The 16,512-nt window shown below is 55.8% G+C and carries 16 protein-coding genes and 1 pseudogene; 2 read left to right on the forward strand and 15 right to left on the reverse strand.

The features are described from left to right. Window positions 1–27: 27 nt before the first annotated feature. Complete coding sequence (locus tag AC0YNU_RS18650; RefSeq protein WP_475759297.1) at window positions 28–471, reverse strand: Rrf2 family transcriptional regulator; 444 nt, start codon at window positions 469–471, stop codon at window positions 28–30. Window positions 472–668: 197 nt separating this feature from the next. Between AC0YNU_RS18650 and AC0YNU_RS18655 the strand changes: the two genes are divergently transcribed. After that, entirely contained in the window at window positions 669–1,874 is a 1,206-nt protein-coding gene (locus tag AC0YNU_RS18655) for an MFS transporter (protein WP_475759299.1), read from the forward strand. 170 nt (window positions 1,875–2,044) lie between these two features. Here AC0YNU_RS18655 and AC0YNU_RS18660 read toward each other — a convergent pair whose 3' ends face one another. The 4 genes and pseudogenes from AC0YNU_RS18660 to AC0YNU_RS18675 all read right to left on the reverse strand — a co-directional run bounded on the left by AC0YNU_RS18660 (window position 2,045) and on the right by AC0YNU_RS18675 (window position 5,368). Then, window positions 2,045–2,824, reverse strand: coding sequence for a sugar phosphate isomerase/epimerase family protein (locus tag AC0YNU_RS18660; RefSeq protein WP_475759301.1), 780 nt, complete (start codon window positions 2,822–2,824; stop codon window positions 2,045–2,047). Between the two features lie 11 nt (window positions 2,825–2,835). Then, a complete protein-coding gene (locus AC0YNU_RS18665) occupies window positions 2,836–3,717 on the reverse strand; it encodes an aminoglycoside phosphotransferase family protein (protein WP_475759303.1) in 882 nt (293 codons plus the stop codon). Between the two features lie 115 nt (window positions 3,718–3,832). After that, window positions 3,833–4,561: pseudogene (locus AC0YNU_RS18670) on the reverse strand (Nif3-like dinuclear metal center hexameric protein). Window positions 4,562–4,732: 171 nt separating this feature from the next. Beyond that, the gene (locus tag AC0YNU_RS18675) at window positions 4,733–5,368 is read right to left on the reverse strand and encodes a phosphatase PAP2 family protein (protein WP_475759305.1); all 636 of its coding nucleotides are present in this window, start codon (window positions 5,366–5,368) and stop codon (window positions 4,733–4,735) included. Between the two features lie 102 nt (window positions 5,369–5,470). Here AC0YNU_RS18675 and AC0YNU_RS18680 point away from each other — a divergent pair, with 102 nt between their 5' ends. Continuing rightward, window positions 5,471–6,382, forward strand: a complete 912-nt coding sequence (locus AC0YNU_RS18680; protein ID WP_475759307.1) for a phosphotransferase family protein — start codon at window positions 5,471–5,473, stop codon at window positions 6,380–6,382. A gap of 125 nt (window positions 6,383–6,507) precedes the next feature. Here AC0YNU_RS18680 and AC0YNU_RS18685 read toward each other — a convergent pair whose 3' ends face one another. From AC0YNU_RS18685 to AC0YNU_RS18730, 10 genes are all read right to left on the reverse strand, one after another. Continuing rightward, on the reverse strand, window positions 6,508–7,275 hold the full coding sequence (locus tag AC0YNU_RS18685; protein ID WP_475759309.1) for a class I SAM-dependent methyltransferase: 768 nt from the start codon (window positions 7,273–7,275) through the stop codon (window positions 6,508–6,510). 293 nt (window positions 7,276–7,568) lie between these two features. Then, window positions 7,569–8,414 carry an NAD-dependent epimerase/dehydratase family protein gene (locus AC0YNU_RS18690; protein ID WP_475759311.1) on the reverse strand — a complete coding sequence of 282 codons (846 nt, stop codon included), beginning with the start codon at window positions 8,412–8,414 and terminating at the stop codon, window positions 7,569–7,571. A 71-nt stretch (window positions 8,415–8,485) separates the two neighbouring features. Beyond that, window positions 8,486–9,709: an enolase C-terminal domain-like protein gene (locus AC0YNU_RS18695; protein WP_475759313.1), complete on the reverse strand. Its 1,224-nt coding sequence runs from the start codon at window positions 9,707–9,709 to the stop codon at window positions 8,486–8,488. A gap of 402 nt (window positions 9,710–10,111) precedes the next feature. Further along, on the reverse strand, window positions 10,112–10,570 hold the full coding sequence (locus tag AC0YNU_RS18700) for a VOC family protein (protein WP_475759315.1): 459 nt from the start codon (window positions 10,568–10,570) through the stop codon (window positions 10,112–10,114). A gap of 53 nt (window positions 10,571–10,623) precedes the next feature. Continuing rightward, a complete protein-coding gene (locus tag AC0YNU_RS18705) occupies window positions 10,624–11,136 on the reverse strand; it encodes a GNAT family N-acetyltransferase (protein WP_475759317.1) in 513 nt (170 codons plus the stop codon). A 198-nt stretch (window positions 11,137–11,334) separates the two neighbouring features. Beyond that, complete coding sequence (locus AC0YNU_RS18710; RefSeq protein ID WP_475759320.1) at window positions 11,335–12,015, reverse strand: ABC transporter ATP-binding protein; 681 nt, start codon at window positions 12,013–12,015, stop codon at window positions 11,335–11,337. Then, on the reverse strand, window positions 12,012–13,130 hold the full coding sequence (locus AC0YNU_RS18715) for an ABC transporter permease (RefSeq protein WP_475759322.1): 1,119 nt from the start codon (window positions 13,128–13,130) through the stop codon (window positions 12,012–12,014). The genes AC0YNU_RS18710 and AC0YNU_RS18715 overlap by 4 nt, the downstream gene beginning before the upstream one ends. A gap of 66 nt (window positions 13,131–13,196) precedes the next feature. Then, window positions 13,197–14,576, reverse strand: coding sequence for a sensor histidine kinase (locus AC0YNU_RS18720; protein ID WP_475759324.1), 1,380 nt, complete (start codon window positions 14,574–14,576; stop codon window positions 13,197–13,199). Then, entirely contained in the window at window positions 14,573–15,253 is a 681-nt protein-coding gene (locus tag AC0YNU_RS18725) for a response regulator transcription factor (RefSeq protein ID WP_475759326.1), read from the reverse strand. The genes AC0YNU_RS18720 and AC0YNU_RS18725 overlap by 4 nt, the downstream gene beginning before the upstream one ends. Window positions 15,254–15,513: 260 nt before the next feature. Beyond that, on the reverse strand, window positions 15,514–16,485 hold the full coding sequence (locus AC0YNU_RS18730; RefSeq protein ID WP_475759565.1) for an ATP-dependent DNA ligase: 972 nt from the start codon (window positions 16,483–16,485) through the stop codon (window positions 15,514–15,516). Window positions 16,486–16,512: the final 27 nt, after the last annotated feature.

The following is a 16,512-nucleotide window of genomic DNA, read 5'->3' on the forward strand; positions in this document are numbered from 1 at the left end:
ACAACGCGTCCAAAAAGAAAAGCGCCCTCACTTCACCGCGCTTCTCTTGATCTCAACCGCCAACACGTCAACCAGTTCCCGCATCGTCACTGCTGCCAGCACGCCCTCCATCGCGTCCTGCGCTTTGAGCATCAGCAATCGCAGCACGTTCTCGATATTGGCGCCGACCTCGCAATTCGGATTCGGCTGCTCGTGCATATGGAACAGTTTCCCTTCTTCCACCGCATCGACCGCGCGATAGACGTCCAGCAAGGTGATGGAGTCCAACTCTCGCGCAAGCGTTGCTCCGCCGCTGCCGGCACGGACCTCTACAAACCCTGCCTTCTTCAACTGTCCCGTCACGCGGCGGATGACAACCGGATTCGTTCCGACGCTGCCGGCGATCCATTCCGATGTCTGGAGTACGCCCGAATTAACGGCCAGCAAGGACAAGATGTGAACCCCGATGGAAAACCTGCTGCTGATCTGCATGCTCAACACCCTTTCGTTGTAACTATTATAGTTACATCCAAATACATTCGTCAACCCCGCGTGAACTGGCCACTCGCTTGCACGCCGTTCCACGTCGATTAATTACGGATCGTTTCACCGAAAAGTCTTGCTTCCACGCGCGGAACGTCACACAATAGGGAGATGTATGCCACAATGTGAAAGGTGATTCGAACAACATGGAGTTATCGCATGCTGCCAGCAGGAAGGCAGCTGTCAAGAAACAATCTTCCTCGCTTCCGCTGCTCTCCTTAACCGTCGGCGCTTTCGCGATCGGCATGACGGAATTCGTCATTATGGGCATTTTGCCGAACGTCGCCGAAGACTTGAATGTCAGCATATCCGCTGCGGGACAGCTCATTACGATGTACGCCTTGGGCGTTGCGGTCGGCGCTCCGATACTGACGGTGCTGACTCACAAAATCCCCCAAAAGCAGCTGTTATGCTTCTTGATGGGACTCTTCATTCTAGGCAACGCGATCTCCGTCATCGCGCCGAATTACGCCGTGCTCATGGGTGCCCGGATGCTCACGGCACTGACCCATGGCACGTTCTTCGGCGTCGGAGCCGTCATCGCCTCCAGCCTCGTGACGCCGGACAAGAGAGCCGGTGCCGTGTCGATGATGATGGCAGGACTGACGATCGCCAATATTATCGGGGTACCTCTCGGTACCTTTATTGGCCAGCATATGGGCTGGCGCGCCTCGTTTGCGACGATCGCGCTGATGGGCGTTATCACGCTTATCGGCATCATGCTCCTCATTCCCAAGCTCAAGCCGGAGAAGCCCGTAAGCATCGTGAAACAAATTACCGCCCTGGCCAATCCGCGGCTGCAGCTGTTCCTGGTCATCGCGGTTCTGGGCAATGCCGGCTTGTTTGCGGTATTCACCTACATTACGCCGCTGCTCGTGCAGGTGACCGGGTTTGCCGAGCATAGCGTCACCTGGATTCTCATCCTCTTCGGATGCGGCGTTACGGTCGGCAACATCGTCGGCGGCAAGCTGGCTGACTGGAAACTGATGCCCACGATACTCGGTTTATACCTCGTCATCTGCATCATTTTGACGGTCTTCGCGTTCACCGTGCACAATCAAATCGCGGCTGTCGCAACCATCATCCTGTGGGGCACCGCTACCTTCGCCGTATTCCCGGGGATGCAGGTACGGATTATGAGCCTTGCCAAGTCGGCTCCCGCACTCGCCTCCACCACGAGTCATTCGGCCGGCAACCTCGGCAATGCAGTAGGCGCGTTCATCGGCGGATCCATCATCACGCATCTGTCCTTGAAGGCCCTCCCCGCGGTAGGTGCCACGCTCGTCGGATCGGCACTTCTTGTCGGTATTGCCTGCGTGCTGCTAGATCGGAAATACGCCTCCAAATCGTAGCGGCTTGCTTAACAAGTACAGTCCCGCCTCATCCGTGCAGGCTAGTTGAATACGCAGACCTGGTTTAAACGCACAGCCCCAGCTTCGTTGTGAAGCCGGGGCTGTTTGCTGTATAAAAGAGGCGACGACTGCTCCTCACGCCTTCTGCCTAAGCCTCGCTTCCCTACCCCTCACCCCAAAAACCCGTTCCTCCTTAGCCCATCCACCGATTGCGCCAACGACTCGCTCGTCTTCACCTCCACGACGACCGTTGCATCCAGCTGCCGCGCGACTTCCAGCCTCTCGTTGATCGGTACGATTCCCGTATACAGGGACTGATGATCCGACTTCTCATTATAATCATGCAGATGCATGTGCTTCATCCGCTGCCGATATTGAACGAAGATCGGCTCCTCCACGAAACCAGCCTTCGCATCATGTCCCACATCCCAAGTGAGGCAGAAGTTGCGGAACCCCGCCAACCGATCGAGCGCTCGCCGAATATACGGCATGTGAAAGTTACCTGTGTTCTCGATGCATAAATCAATTCCGCAGGCGTCTGCCAAGCTGTACAACTCGGAACAGGATTCATGGAGCAGCTCTAAGAACAGCGATTCATACTGTTCATTGATCCACACCTTGCGATCAGGCAGCGTAAAATAAATCCCGTTGTTCAGGTGCATATTCAATCTCCGGATCCCCGCCGAAGCCGCCCATTCCATCGTTTGCCGGCAGCGTTCCACATGGCCTCTCCGCATCGAGGGATGGTACGAGGACAAATCCAGCTCCTCCGGGAGATGCACGGAGAAACCGATGCCGTATCGTTCGGTATAACCTCTCAATGCCGCACTGCTCAGCCGCTCCGGCAGACATTTAGGAAGGTTCATATTTAATTCGATAAAATCCAAGCCAAGCGCGAGGCATAGCTCCACATTCTCATCCAGCGTCGTATATTCAACCAATGTAGGCATGCCGAATCTAATCATGCCAGCTCCGTAAGATATGGATTTCCGGCTAGGATGCTTTTCACGCGTTTCATGGTCGTCGGCCCTACAGGCACGCCGCCGCCTCGATGCAATAGCAGCCATCTGAGGCAGGCCAGCGCGCCAAAAACCTCAAGCTCTTCGCGCGAAACCTCGTTGCCTTGCAAATAGGCGGCACGGAACCGTTTGGCATTGCGATCCGAGACGTAAATGCTCAGCAATGTCAGCGCCCAGGCAAAATCATAGCGGGAATCCCCAAGCTGCCCGTTCGTCCAATCGATGACGGTATATCGGCCGTTATCTTCCAGCAGGTTGAGCAAATGAAAATCGCCATGAATGATTCGATCCTGCCGCATCGGAATTCGCTGCACGAGCGTCGCTGCTGTATGAGCGAGATCCGGATGCTCGCTGATACCGGGAAAGAAATAATCGATCGCATCGTGCTTCGGAAGCTGAAGACCAAGGTCCTCCAGCTCTTCCGCCCGAACGCGATGAATGCTTGATAGAATTCCGGCCAGGTCATCCATCTTCTGCTCATTCGCCTTGCGGATCGGCGTTCCGCCATAAGTCGTCAGCAGCACCTGATTGCCGTCTTCATCGACTCCCCAGCCCAACGGCGCGGAGACGGACAAGCCCCTTCCGGAAAGGACATCCAGCAAGCGGTATTGAAATCGAACATCCGGCTTGGAGCTTCTGTTCCACACCTTCAAGACGAAGCTTCCCCTGTCCGAACGGATCATCCTCACTTCGGCTTCGAACCCCTGATCCATGTGTTGAACGGACAACGCGTCTGCTTGATCGAGTAAATCATCCAGCGCTGCCTTCTTCTCGAACCAATCCACGGCACCGATAGCCGTTCCCCTGGAAACCGATTTCTCCATATCTCGCGCCTCCCATTTCAGCCATCTATTTTCCGTGTGCACCAACGATCTCGCATCAGTATTCTTCAGCTACTCGATGGCTGTATGTTCAACGCCCCCAAATCACGATCCTCGGCTACTCCACATGCGCTTCTTCCAGCTCCACGATCTCGACGGCGTTGAACGCTTCCGCGATTCGTTCAGCCAGCGCCCTCACGCCGAAGATTTCAGTGAACGTGTGGCTGCCTACGATCAAGTTCATCTTGATGTGGCGGGCATACTGGATAGTGTAGAGCGTCTTTTCCCCGGTTATATACACATCGCAGCCTGCATGATGCGCATCGCGCACGCTTCTTGTCCCGTCGCCGGCTCCGGTAATGATCCCCACGCGTTGGATGGTTTTGTCCGCATGCTGCCAGGACTTGATCTCTTCATTCAGCGTACGGCGAACCCGTCCCCGCAGCTCCTCGAAGCTGATCGGATGCTCCAGCTCCCCGATGCCCGGCAGACTTCTGCCCTCATGATGCGTCGATGATCGGGTGACGTCAGGGATGCCAAGCGCCCGGAAGAGCGAAGAGCAGGTGCCGAATTCCGCATAATCGAGCGGCAAATGCACGAAGAAATGATGGATGCCTTATTTCTTCAGTAGCCGATGGCAGTCGTCCTTCATCCCGAAGACAAAATCCCATGCATCGTGATGCGTGACGATCAGATCCGCTTGCTTGCGAGCTGCTTGCTCGATCAACTCGGGCGTTATATTGGTCGCGTAGCCGATTCGGTTAATCTCGTCAGGGCCGTAGCCGTAGAACGCGAACTCCTCGCCATCATCGAATTGCTGCAGGAGGTCCCCGAACAGAGACGCCATAAGTGCATGAAATTGCTCGATCGTCACTTCTTATCCCCTCCATAAAATTCCTGTTATTGGATATTCGGGAAACGCCTTCGCAATCCTCTAGAGAAAATGAATAAAGCTGCCGCTTCAGTAAGCGGCAGCCTTCCGGCGCATGATTTGAAATTCAGCATCATCGCTGTGCAGTTATACGGATTCCGTCGCGGCGGCATCACGATACGGCAAAGCATGGGGCTTCGTTTTGAACAATCGTCCGGCGATTCGGAACATGACTTCGCCTACCGCGATGCCGCCGGCGGCATCCGCAAGGACATGCTGCTTGATGAACAGCGTGGACAAAATGATCAACACCGCCATGACAATGACCGCCCGGCGCGCCCTCCCCGACAAAACCCACGAACCGCGCAGCATTAAATAACACGTCAGCACATGAATGCTCGGGAAGCCATTATAAGGTTCATCCAGCCTGTAGGTGAGCGGCACGAGAAAGTTCCAACCGGTTCCGAGCTGAGGACGAGGGACGTAGGTGGGGAATAAGAGGAACGCCAAATTGGCTGCCAAAATACCCAAGCATACGGCAAAGAGCGTCCGGTAATACGCGGCGCGGCGCTCTCGAAGAATCAAGACGAGCGTCACGAATAAGAACGGGTACCACACCATATAAAACAGTGAAAAAATCGGAATAAACGGGGTAGCGCGGTCCGCCTCCGTCGCCAGAATATGCATGCTTGGCCTGGCATGGTCCTGCAGGGCGTACAACGTGCCGATTAGCGGAATGGCTAACAGCCACAGGAGCGGAGCTAGTTTGAGCAGCCTTTTCAAAAAAAACATCACCTTCTTCATCAACTTCCTGTCGTTATCTTATCACCGAAGCATTAAAATCACCTTAACGGGATAGAAGCGAATAGATCGGGAGGGATTGCCATGGAAGATATCAATCAAACAGCGAGCCGTTTCGTGAAGGAGCACTTCGGCGATCGTGCCCGGGAGCTTGCGCCCCTTGCATCCGGCGATTGGTCGAGCGCCTATTCGTTCACGCTGGATGAACGCGAGATGGTCATTCGATTCGGCGCCCATCGGGCAGACTTCGAGAAGGATCGCGCAATGGGAGCTCACGCCATGTCGGTCCTGCCGATTCCGAAAGTGATCGAGGTTGGCGAGACGGAGAACGGATTCTTCGCCGTATCCGAGCGCGTTCGGGGAACCAAGCATCTCGACGAGCTTGACGAGCCGGAGCTAAGGATGGTCCTCCCGCAATTATTCGACGCGCTCCACGAGCTTCAGAAGCTCGATCTGAGGGACACGCAGGAAGTGGGCATTTGGCGTCCAGCGGGGACGGGACCGAGCTGGGGCGCAGAGCTTCTATCGGTGAGCGAGCCCAGAGACAGGCTCGCCGGCTGGCGCGAACGGCTTGACGCCTCGCCGAGAGAGGCGGGAATCTTCGATGCCGGAATAGCGAGGCTGCGCCTTCTCGTGCCTCATCTACCGGAATGCCGAGGAATCGTCCATAACGATCTCTTGAACCGGAACGTGCTGGTGGACAACGGGAAACTGACGGGCGTATTCGATTGGGGAAATGCGTTCTATGGCGACCCTCTCTATGATCAAGCGTGGTTTCTGTATTGGTGGTCCTGGTATCCGCAATGGCAGGGGATAGACCTGCAGGAACTGCTGGACAGGCATTGGGACCAACACGGAGGCACTCCCGCGCAGATGAAGGAACGCCTTCTCTGCTGCCTCATCCACATCGGGCTTGATCATATCGCCTACTGCGCCTTTAGGGGACGCACGGAGGATATGAGACGGAATGCCGATCAGTTGTTGACTTATATTTGAGATGGCAGCAACTGCCGGGCATTCATTGGAATCGGGATCGATCGAAAACTTCGGAATACCAAATGGACAGACAAAGGCATGCCGGACAAATCCGGCATGCCTTTGTTCCTTTCGCAAGCGAGCGGCTAGCCGCGCACCGCTTCGTACACCAGTTTCTGTTTGCCGTTCGTCGGCGCAACGCCATGTTCAAAATCCGCCGAAACCACGACATCCGCAAAACCGACGCTTTCCAAAACCAGCTTGAATTCTTCCATGCCGTACCAACGGATGGCAATGCGCTGCAATTCGGTTTGGATCAGCGCGCCCCTCCGCCATTTCTCGTACTTGAGATAAGAGACTTTGTACTGGCGGAATAGATCCGCCTCCACGAGCTTGCCTTCCATCGTGATGATATCGTCATTCGGCAAATGGAACGTGGAACCGCCACCGAAAGGCCCCGTGTCGAAATCGGTATCCGGCAGGAACAGGTCGAGCATAAGCCGCCCGCCAGGAAGTAAATGGTCATACAGCCGTCTCAGCGCGGCAATCGACTCCGCTCGCTGCTCAATCAGCAGGAATGAACCGCCCGGAATAATAATCGCTTCATATTGCTGCGGCAAGGATAATTCCTGAAGATCGGCTACGTACAATCGAGGGGCCAGGTGCCGCTCGTCGCAGCGCTTGCGGCAAGCAGCCAGCATGTCGGGCGAATAATCGACGCCGTCCACCTTCAGACCGGATTCGAGCAGCGGAATGATGACGCGTCCGGAGCCGACCATCGCTTCCAAGATCGGACCCGTGCAGCCTTGCAGCCTGTCGCGATAATATTCGACGTCTCCGCCGAAGGATTGGCCGACTTTCTTCGTGAGGTCGTAGACCTCCGTACATAGTTCGCCATAATAACTAAAAGACATATAGGGCTTCCCTCCGTGAGTTGGATATCACAGAAGGGACGGTATTCTTATCCCTTCTGCACTTGCTTGAAGGATGGGTTTGCGGAATGTATTTGCATGAGGACCACTCGCCTTTTCTTATAAATTATCCCAATTATAGGCGGAGGAAATACTGCGGTCAATAGCATTCCCTAAAGCATGCCCAACGCGAGATTGCTGCCTGCCATCCACCTCTGCCAATGCAAAAATCACCTTCCCCGGCTATGCGGAGAAGGTGATTTTTTTGTTGTGTCTGCGCCATGTGCCGGGCACCATTAAGACAGCGCATCGCTCCAGCAATATTGCGGCTGCCAATCCAGCGTTTCCTTCGCCAATTGGTTGCTGAACAACGGTTCCCTGCCCGCGAAGCCGTTCCGCAAATCCGTCACGTCCGGATAACATTCGCGCAGCAGCTCCAACGTATCGATCGAGGAAAGCGTATCGTCGCCCGTAATATTCAATGCGATGGCACCGTCCGTCTTGGGACGCAGCGAAGCAACGCACGCTTTGGCGGCATCGCGGATATCGACGTAGCTCCATAGAATCGTCGCACCGTCTTCCGGCTTGCCGATGCTTTTCCGCATATGCTCGTATTCCTCGGGTGCCGCGATCAACGAGAATCGCAGGTTGATGACGTTCAAGCCGTTCCGGCGGTTGAACATCTCCGCCGTCAGCTCGCCTATCGTCTTGGAGAGTCCATACCCCTCCTGCGACAGCTGCGGATGCGCTTCGTCGATCGGCAAATACTGCGGCGAGAACGGCTTTACCGCCCAGGCGAAGCCATAGCAGGACGTGCTGGAACCCATGACGACCCGCTTCATGCGAAGCATGGACGCCGCCTCCAGTACGTTGTAGCTGCCCATGACGTTGTTCGCGAAGATGAGCGGAATCGGAAAGCCCGTCGGCGACGGAATGGCCGCGAGATGAATGACCGCGTCCGCGTCCTGCAGCGCGCTGGCAACCTGGCCGAGATCGTTCAGATCCACGATTAATTGCTTACAGCGCAAGTCGGCGGAACGCTTCTGGTCGAGCGAGATGACGCGATAATTTTGGCGAATGAGCTCTTGCACGACATACTTCCCGAGCTTGCCGGACCCTCCGGTTACGGCGATCGTTTGCATGATGTTCTTCCTCCTTGTGGTGAACATGTTGTTCGTTCCATTCGTTCCATTCGTTCCATTCGTTCCATTCGTTATGGTCTAACCAGCGTGCCGTCCGCCTTGCGGTCCAGCTTATAGGGCTGATGGTAGCTTCGGCGGTCCCAATCCTCGCCCGTCAGCAGCATGGCCTTCTCTTCGTCGAAGTCGATGCCGAGCCCCGGCTTGCCGGATACGTACAGATACCCGCCTCTTCGTTCCACGAGTCCCGGGAACACTTCTTCTTCTGCGGCGCTGAAGTGATTGATCTCCTGAATGCCGAAATTCCATACGGCCATGTCCAAATGAACGGCTGCCGCCTGATTGACCGGATCGTTCTCCCCGCCCTCCTGCCAAGCGGTGCGGACGCCGAACGCTTCCGCGAGCGCGGCGAGCTTGCGGCAGGCGCTGATGCCGCCGGCCTTGGATACGCGCACGCGGATAAAATCGATCAGACGCTCCGTGATGAGCGGCGTCCACTCCTGCGGATTCGTGAACAGCTCGCCGACAGCCTGCGGCGTCGCGCTCTGCTGCCGCAGCTGGCGGTACCAGCCCAGCTGCTCCGGAGGCAGCGCATCCTCGAGGAAGAACAGGTCGTACGGCTCGAGGCGCTTCGCCAGCTTGACCGCGTTGATCGGCGAGAGATGCTCGTGAACGTCGTGCGTGAACTGCGTGTCCGCGCCGAAGGCCAGGCGCAGCTGCTCGAACATGGCGGGAATCGCCTGCACGTACGCCTGCTCGTCGAAGACGGCTTCTTTCGCCCACGAATTCGCGGGAACGTTGGCTTGGCCGCGCGGAATGAAGCCTCCGCCGCCATAGCCGCCGAGCTGCGCACGAATGACGGTGTAGCCCTGCTCCTTGTAGCGGTGAACGTCCTCGATCAGCTCTGATACATCGCGGCCGCCGGCGTGTCCATAGCAGGGAACCGCAGCGCGGCAAGCTCCGCCGAGCAATTGGTAGATCGGCAGGCCCGCTTCTTTGCCTTTAATATCCCACAACGCCACGTCGATACCGCCGATGGCCGTTTGCAGGATCGATCCGTTGCGCCAGTAAGAGCTGAGCTGCATCGTCTGCCACATGTCCTCGATGTTTCCGGTCTCGCGCCCGATCAGCTGCGGTGCGAGCAATTGCTCGATGACTTGCACGACCGCCTCCGGATTGTAATAGTCGTTTGCCGAGCCGATACCGTACAGGCCGTCTTGGTCCGTCAGCACTTTCACGATGGTCCACGTTCCGTTCTTCCGCGTGCGAATGCATTTGATGCCCGTTATTTTTGCCATCTGCAAGCACCTCTTCCCGTTAATGGTGGTTCGGAATGACGGCCCCGCATACAGGCGAAGCGCCGCCGAATGGTTCATATGGATAAGGATCAGGCAACCGAGAATGCCGGGTATCCGGCTCGTCCGCCATGCGCGGCCGCAGGCAAGAGAGCGCTTACGGCAATGCTGAACATCACGTGCTCGGGGGCGGAACATGGCTCAACCCGCTCTTCCCTGCTAAAGTAACCTTTTCGCGATTGAAGGCGCAATTCCTCTTGCCGATGGCCGATCGATTTGGGCGGATGTCCGCAAAATAAGGCAGCCGGGCACAGAGCTCGACTGCCTTGCTTCTTATCTATTGCACCTGCATCAACGACTGGAACAAACGACTGGTACGAATACATGCAGCCTGCCGATTCGCTACTAGCTATTTTGCGCGCGCATTGCACCCAAAACAATATTGTAGCCGTCCGGATCAAGCAGATGCGCATTCTTGAACTCCCAACCGCCATGTACGCCCATGAAAGGCTCGATACCGATGACGCCGCCGTTTGCGCGCACCTCTTCGACGAATTGGTCCAACTCCTCCCAGCCGATATGCACGAACGTATCCCAACCGTTATCCGGACCTTCCCACTCCGACGGATACGTCGGGCGTTTCGCCGAGACGGCATTCGGCCTCACATCTTCGCTTGCGGATGCCTGCTGAAGGATGAAAGTCAGATCATCGCGCTCCGCATGTCCCCAATCATCCACTTGGCATCCCAGACAATCGCGGTAATAGGCCAGCGATTTCTGCAAATCGGATACGAGACGAACCTGGATCGGTTTTCCAAGCTTCACGCGCGAGCCGCCGTTCTTTTCCACAGCTTGTTCACTCATGACGGATTCACTCCTTGATCGAATGTAGTCTTGGCTCCGGCTTTCTAAGCGTGTCATGCTCGCTCTTTAATCAAATGCAGGGCCAAGTCGTGACCGACTTGCACATAATCGCCGGGCTTGGCCAGCTCCCCCAGATACGATAAGCCTCTGCCGTCCGGGATATAGCCGCGCTTCGCATAGAGCCGCTGTGCATTTCCATAATCCGAATAGAGGCCCACCCCTACGCCGACGATGCCGAATCGGTCGAATGCGATTTGTTCGACGGCTTCCATTAACGCACTGGCAATCCCCAGACGGCGCATAGGCGGGAGAACGTCCAAATTATTAATCTCGGGAATACGTTGCTCGGCGAAATACGCATAGTTCGATCGAAACAGCAGATGCAGCCATCCGGCAAACCGATTCTCGTACTCCGCGATCAGCGTCACCCGCCCGCCGGATACGTTCTCCTCCCAGCACCATTCGATATAGTCGAGCGGCTTCCTGATCTCGAATTCATCCAGTGCTTGATAGACCGTCTTGACATCATCATGGGTCATGGGTCGAATGTGAATACTTGTATGCATAGGTGTTCTCCTTCTCTGTCTAATGCTCTTTTCCTCGCCGTCTTCAAGAAGACGGCCACTGCCGGCCGAGAGAATAACCCTATTAAAGCATTCAATAATTGGTTAAATTATCCTGCAAGCCTAACTCGCTTTTTCTATGTGCAGTTCGCAGTTTCGCAGTTAACGGCGCAGAAACAGAGACAATCTCGCGGACACTGTTTATCCGTCTTCCGCCAAAAAGCCGTTGTTCAAATAAAGTACGCGATCGCATAGCGGCAGCACCCGTTCGTCATGCGTGACCATGACGGCGGCCCTGCCCTCCGACTTGACTTCATCGGCTATCATTTGCACCACGTCCTGCCCGCGCTTGGCATCCAAGCTTGCCGTCGGTTCGTCCGCCAACAAGACGGAAGGGCTGTTCATCCACGCGCGCGCAATGGCGACGCGCTGCTTCTCGCCGCCGGACAGCTTATCCGGATAGTAATTTTGCCGGTGCTTCATTCCCATCGATGCAAGCAATCCGGCCGCACGCTTGCCTGCAGCTCCCGCGTCCGTCCCCGCCAGCTTGGCAACGAGCAGCAGTTGTTCCTCGACTTTAAGGTAGGGGACCAGATTCGCGCTCTGGAAGATAAATCCGATCCGCTTGAGCCTGAGCTCCGCAAGCGCCGGCGCTTCCATCCCCGAGAGCGATTTCCCGTCAATGATGACTTCGCCGCTCGTCGGAGTCAGCAAGGCCCCGGCGATGGAGAGGAACGTGCTCTTCCCTGATCCCGACGGCCCCATTACGGCGATAAGCTCGCCTGCCTGCACGCGAAGAGAGAGTTGGTTGAGCACCGTCAATTCGGAGTCTCCGTCATGAAAGGCATGCGACACTTCGTTTAACTCCAGCATCGTCTTCATGCGGCAGCCCTCCCTATCGCATCCAAAGCATCCGTCCGGGCGACCTTGACCACCGATAACAGCGACCCTGTCAAAGCCGTAAGAATAAACAAGCCGCACGAAAGCATCAGCGTCGACGGATGAAGCTGAAAGGGCATCGATGACGGAAGCGCCGAATAAACGACGCGAATCAGGATTAAACTAATCGCTAAGCTTCCGGCAGTTAATAGAAGCACTTGACCGACGACATTGCGCGCAAGATATCCCGTTCTCGCGCCGATGGCTTTAAGAATACCGAATTGGCTCGTTTTCTGTATGGTGATCACATAGAAAAAGACGGCAAGCACCATGGCGGAGATGACGTACAGAAAGACAATCATCATCAGCAGCGAGCTTTGCTCCTCTTTATAGCCTGGGACGGCGGATACGGCATCGCCCTTGGTGATGATTTCCGCATCCGCCAGCTGGCTGCTTAGCTGGGTCACTTGACTTCCTGCAGCCTTCAAGGCAATCGCATTATAAGCGTGGACCGGGTCCGCTTTTCCTCCGACGGAAGCAACCGCCTGGAGCTTCAGCCAATCCGTTTCGTTCATAAATACGCTTGGCGTATGGCTATATGACTCGTTGTCGACGAACCCGATTACCGTCCAACTCATCCCGGTCATCTGGTCGATCAGGATGCTGCCGAGCTTCGTTCCGCTGTCTTTGAGCTTGCGGTCCGCCAGCACTTGGCCTTGCATATCGTTCGTGACGCGCTGACCTTCGACCACCTTCGGAGCAAGCCAGCTGGCCATATCGATGGCGAACAGCGTCACGTCCGATTTTGACTTTACCCCCTGCTCCGTTATCGTTGCCATACGAATACTTAACGGGGTTGCGTTGTTTTCTCCTACAACCGAGCTTGCTGCAGCTAAATCCCGCTCCGTCAACCGCGACCGCCCAAAACGTTGATCCGAATGCTTTTCCAGCACGAAATGGCTCGCGGGCATGTTTTTGATCGATGACGCATTCGCATAAGCCAATCCGTTGGCCAAGCCCGTCACGAATAAGACCAAAAACGAGACGAGCAGCATAATCGTTATGATCATCGCATAGCGGGTTTTTGCAAATCTCATTTCCCTTAGCGCCAGATACATCGTTCATCCCTCCTCGGTTCTGCAACCAATGTAGGATTCGAAAATGAACGGCGGATGAATACCACGTTACAATTGCGGCAGCTTGACCACGAACACGGAACCGGTCCCCATCCGACTGGCGACCTCGATCGAACCGCCATGCAAGCTCACGATCTTCTTCACGATCGACAAACCCAAACCGGTCCCGCCGGTGTCGCGGCCCCGCGCCGAATCGACCCGATAGAAACGATCGAACAGGAACGGCAAATTTTCTTCCGCTATACCGGACCCCGAATCGGAAAACTTGATTTCAACTCCATCGCCGGCTGATTCCGCGCGAATGCCGATCGTACCGCCGGCAGGCGTGTGTTTCACGGCATTGACGAGCAGATTCGTCCACACTTGGGAGAGAAGCAGTTCATCGCCTTGCAAGATCACCTCGTCCGATACCGCGATAGAAAGAGCCACCGCCTTGTTCGTTAGCTGCCATTCCAGCACTTGGACGATCTGCCGGAGCTGCGCGCGCAGTTGGATCGGCTTCTTATGGAGGACGACCGTCGATTCTTCCAATGCGGATAACGTCAGCAATTGTTTGCTTAGCCGGGACAAATGATCGCTCTCTTCCGCGATAATCGTCGCGTAGCGCACTCTTTCGTCAACGTCCAAATCCGGATCGGAGAGCGATTGGGCGAAGCCTTTAATCGAAGTCAGCGGAGACTGAATCTCATGCGACACATTGGATACGAATTGTTTGCGGGCTTGCTCGGCCCGCTCTAATTCCCGGCTCATGCTTCTGAAATGGGCAGCCAGCTGGCCGATCTCGTCCCGCCGCTTCTCGGGCAGGGTTAACTCGTACTGCCCAAGGGCAATGCGCTTGGTTGCATCCGTTAAACGGACAATCGGCTTGACCAAATATCGCGTGCTGATCAAGAAAATCAACACGCTGAACAGGACCGCAAGAAGGGCGATCATCGCAAAGAAGCTGCGAAGCTCGCCGAACTGCAGCTCGACGTCCGGCCTCAAGAACAAGGCGTATTGCTTGTCCGGCATTCGCAGCGGAATGCCGACCGTATTGCTCGAGCGATTTTCAAAAAAACCTGTAATAAACGGCTTGTTAGGAAATTGCGCGACGCCATGATACTCGCCGCCTGCGAGCACGCGCTTGCGGTCTTCCGCCTTCAAATCCAGCTTACGAAAGGCATGGCCATAATAGCGGTCATCGCCCGTCTTGTCCGTCACATAGAGCTCATAACCGGTCTGGGCAACGCTGTTCAAATAGGAATCCATCAGTTCCGGATGCTGCTCCGTGAATAGCTTCATCTGGTTAGCGATGCCGATGAGCTTCTCGTCGTTATACGGTTTCAGCTTGAGGTGATAATAGTAATTCGATGCCAAGAATCCAAGCAGACTGCTGACGAGTACCGCCATGATCGTAATGATAAAGACGCGGGTATACAGCGACTTCAAGGCGAAGTCACCTCCAGCTTGTATCCGATCCCGCGCACGGTCTGAATGGTGAACTCCTGCTGATAACCGGCAAACCGTTCCCGCAGCCGTTTAATATGAACGTCTACGGTACGGTTGTCTCCGGTGTAATCCGCGGCCCACACGAGGGTGATTAACTCTTCGCGGGAGAATAAACGACCCGGATACTGGGCCAGCTGGGCAAGCAGCTCGAATTCTTTGAGCGGGAGCAGCAGCACTTCATCCCCGATGGCGATTTCGTGGTTTTTGTTATCGATCGTGATGCGGTTGAGACGAATCAGATCCGTGGATATGCGCGAATATCTGCGGAACAGCGCCTTGATGCGGAATATGAGCTCCATCGGCTCGAAGGGCTTCGTCATATAATCGTCGGTACCGCGCAAATAGGCTTGTTCCTTATCGGTCAGCTGCTCGCGGGCCGTAAGCATAATAATGGGGATATCGTAATTTTGGCGAATATGCTCGCACAATGCTAAACCATCGAGTCTCGGCATCATCACGTCGATGATCGCCATCGCGATCGATGATTCCTTCAGAAGCTTTATGGCCTCCACGCCATCCTGCGCTTCCGCCACCTGATAGCCTTCGCGCACCAGCACGAGCTTCAGCAGCGAGCGGATATTCGAATCGTCATCTACAATCAACAGTTGCTTCGACATGGGTAGTCTCCTTCAAAATTAGCCATGATAAGGTTGATGTTACCATAATACAATTTGCAGACTAGTATCAACCGTACACCTTGGTATGCTTTTGCGCATAGAGCGGTTGCTGCGTTTTCAGCTATTTGATTTCAACTGCTCGCATAGTACCCGAACGACAATGAGAAAAGACTCCGACCAAGGCCCGAGTCTTTTCCGTTTTGCCGAACTTCCGCTGCAAGCCTTTCACCTAGCACTTGTAAGCTAAGGCACGCTATTCGCTAATACGTCCAGTAACAATCCTCCGCCCGCTTATCAAAAAGAAACCCTTTGAACACCGTCTCGAGCAGCTGGTGGCGGTCTGTCCTATCGAGATATTCGATGCGGCAGCAGAGCCTCGGCTCGATCCACTGCGTCCTCCCGTCGTTCGTCGTCCGCAGCTGCTGCGCGGTCTTGAGGAATGCCTGCCTCTCCTCGTCCGTGATACCGAGCTCCACAAGACCGACCGGCTTATTGCGGATCGTCCGGAAATGCAGCCCCAAGACGAGCCCGAACCGCGGCTCCGACCGGTACCCGAGAATGATGGCGTCGATCGTTTGGGCATTCTTGATTTTGATCCACTCCCGCGAAACGGCGCCCAGGCGATAGACGGAATCCCGGCGCTTGGCTACGGTGCCCTCCAACTTCCGCTCCACGGTCCAGTTCTGCAGCGCCTTGCCTTGTCCTTCGACATAAGCCGTGAGCGCCAGCACGCCTGTAGAAGCGACGGCTTCCTGCAATCGCGCCTTCCGCGTCATCAGAGGTTCCCGCAGATGAGATTGGTTCGTCTGCAATACGTCGAACAGGATGAACGTCGCCGGATGCGTCCGCACGGCAGACGCGATGCGCTGCGAGTCGCTAAGGCGCCCGCGGTATGCGAAATCGTCGAACACTGTCCGGTCCCCGCGCAGGCAGACCCCCTCCCCGTCCAAAATCGCTTCCGGGAGCCGGATGGCAGAGACGGCTTCCCGCAGCTCCGGGAACTTCTCGGTGACATGGAGCCCGTTCCGCGTGTACGCTTCAAGGCGGCTGCCCTGTTTGTGAAGCAATAGGCGCCAGCCGTCCCATTTGGGCTCGAATAGATACTGCTCGTCATCGAACGCCTCCTTCCCCATGGAGGCGATCATCGGTTTGATCGGCGTGAACAGCACGCGAGCATTCACCTCGTTTCGGCGGCGGCCATCACTGCGGCCGGCACCCAGTACGATCAGCATGGCCACGGACGATGGCCGGTTAAACCA

Source organism: Paenibacillus sp. J31P316, assembly GCF_056269105.1.

What these genes read in the sequence shown, in the direction of transcription:
- AC0YNU_RS18710 (WP_475759320.1), bottom strand. Translation starts at nt 12,015, where the DNA reads ATGAAGACGATGCTGGAGTTAAACGAAGTGTCGCATGCCTTTCATGAC.
- AC0YNU_RS18660 (WP_475759301.1), bottom strand. Translation starts at nt 2,824, where the DNA reads ATGCCTACATTGGTTGAATATACGACGCTGGATGAGAATGTGGAGCTA.
- AC0YNU_RS18695 (WP_475759313.1), bottom strand. Translation starts at nt 9,709, where the DNA reads ATGGCAAAAATAACGGGCATCAAATGCATTCGCACGCGGAAGAACGGA.
- AC0YNU_RS18730 (WP_475759565.1), bottom strand. Translation starts at nt 16,485, where the DNA reads ATGCTGATCGTACTGGGTGCCGGCCGCAGTGATGGCCGCCGCCGAAAC.
- AC0YNU_RS18690 (WP_475759311.1), bottom strand. Translation starts at nt 8,414, where the DNA reads ATGCAAACGATCGCCGTAACCGGAGGGTCCGGCAAGCTCGGGAAGTAT.
- AC0YNU_RS18725 (WP_475759326.1), bottom strand. Translation starts at nt 15,253, where the DNA reads ATGTCGAAGCAACTGTTGATTGTAGATGACGATTCGAATATCCGCTCG.
- AC0YNU_RS18650 (WP_475759297.1), bottom strand. Translation starts at nt 471, where the DNA reads ATGCAGATCAGCAGCAGGTTTTCCATCGGGGTTCACATCTTGTCCTTG.
- AC0YNU_RS18685 (WP_475759309.1), bottom strand. Translation starts at nt 7,275, where the DNA reads ATGTCTTTTAGTTATTATGGCGAACTATGTACGGAGGTCTACGACCTC.
- AC0YNU_RS18665 (WP_475759303.1), bottom strand. Translation starts at nt 3,717, where the DNA reads ATGGAGAAATCGGTTTCCAGGGGAACGGCTATCGGTGCCGTGGATTGG.
- AC0YNU_RS18715 (WP_475759322.1), bottom strand. Translation starts at nt 13,130, where the DNA reads ATGTATCTGGCGCTAAGGGAAATGAGATTTGCAAAAACCCGCTATGCG.
- AC0YNU_RS18680 (WP_475759307.1), top strand. Translation starts at nt 5,471, where the DNA reads ATGGAAGATATCAATCAAACAGCGAGCCGTTTCGTGAAGGAGCACTTC.
- AC0YNU_RS18700 (WP_475759315.1), bottom strand. Translation starts at nt 10,570, where the DNA reads ATGAGTGAACAAGCTGTGGAAAAGAACGGCGGCTCGCGCGTGAAGCTT.
- AC0YNU_RS18705 (WP_475759317.1), bottom strand. Translation starts at nt 11,136, where the DNA reads ATGCATACAAGTATTCACATTCGACCCATGACCCATGATGATGTCAAG.
- AC0YNU_RS18655 (WP_475759299.1), top strand. Translation starts at nt 669, where the DNA reads ATGGAGTTATCGCATGCTGCCAGCAGGAAGGCAGCTGTCAAGAAACAA.